The sequence below is a fragment of the Leisingera sp. F5 genome (assembly GCF_001593695.1).
Genome location: NZ_LUKH01001279.1, coordinates 1 through 1,137, shown reverse-complemented (window position 1 = coordinate 1,137; position 1,137 = coordinate 1). Strand labels below are relative to the sequence as shown.

Below are 1,137 nucleotides of genomic sequence, written 5' to 3'. Positions count from 1 at the left end.
CGGTTCCCTATGCACTTGGCTGGGGCATCTTCGTGGACCTGCCCGCCCGCGGCATTCACCTGGCTTTTGGCCTGTTTCTGTGCTTCCTGCTGTTTCCTGCCAAGTTTGAGCAGGAGCGCGCGGGCAAGGCGTGGTTCAGCCTGATCCTGGCAGGAATTTCAGCCGCCTGTGCGCTGTATGTCTGGCTGGGTTATGACGGCATCGTCCTGCGTGCGGGCATCCTGCTCGACCTGGATATTTGGGGCATTTCCGTTCCGTTTGAAGCCGTCCTGTCCGCCGTAGGCATGGCGCTGTTGCTGGAAGCCACGCGCCGGGGCGTGGGGCTCCCTCTGGTCATCGTCTGCGGTATCTTCATGGTTTACTCGCTGTTCGGACCATACATGCCCGAGATCATCGCCCACCGCGGGGTGTCGATCTCTCGGATGACGGGTTACAACTGGCTGACCAGCGAGGCGATTTTCGGGATCCCGATTGCGGTGTCCGTCAGCTACGTGTTCCTGTTTGTGCTGTTCGGCGCTTTCATGGATACCGCCGGCGCCGGCAAATTTTTTCTGGACCTGTCCTTTGCGGCTGTTGGCAAATACCGCGGCGGGCCGGCCAAGGCAGCCATTCTGGCATCTGGCCTGACGGGAATGATCTCAGGCTCGTCCATTGCGAACACGGTGACAACAGGCGCCTTCACAATTCCGGTGATGAAGAAGACTGGCTTCCCTGGCGACAAAGCCGGAGCGATTGAGGTGTCTGCGTCGATCAACGGGCAGATTATGCCGCCCATCATGGGCGCCTCGGCCTTCATCATCGCGGAATTCATCGGCATTTCCTATTACGATGTGATCGTGCATGCGATGATCCCGGCCTTCATCGCCTATCTGTCTCTGTTCTACATCTCGCATCTGGAAAGCCTGAAGCTGGGCCTCGAAGGCCTGCCCAAAGCTGATCTGCCGGCGATCCGCAAGACACTGAAAGAAGGAGCGTATTTCCTGATCCCGATCGGTATGCTGGTTTACCTTCTGCTTGTCGAGCGCTGGAGCCCCGGCAGTGCAGTGTTCTGGTCAATCCTGATGATGGCGGGGATCATCGTGGTGCAACAGGTCATGCTGGCACGCGAGCACGGGTTGTCGGTGGTCAAGGGGATCC

At 59.0% G+C, this 1,137-nt stretch carries 1 protein-coding gene; it reads left to right on the top strand.

The window, feature by feature from the left end; all coding sequences use genetic code 11:
* On the top strand, positions 1-1,137 hold a 1,137-nt coding region (locus tag A2I95_RS40760; RefSeq protein WP_291737996.1), incomplete at both ends, for a TRAP transporter fused permease subunit.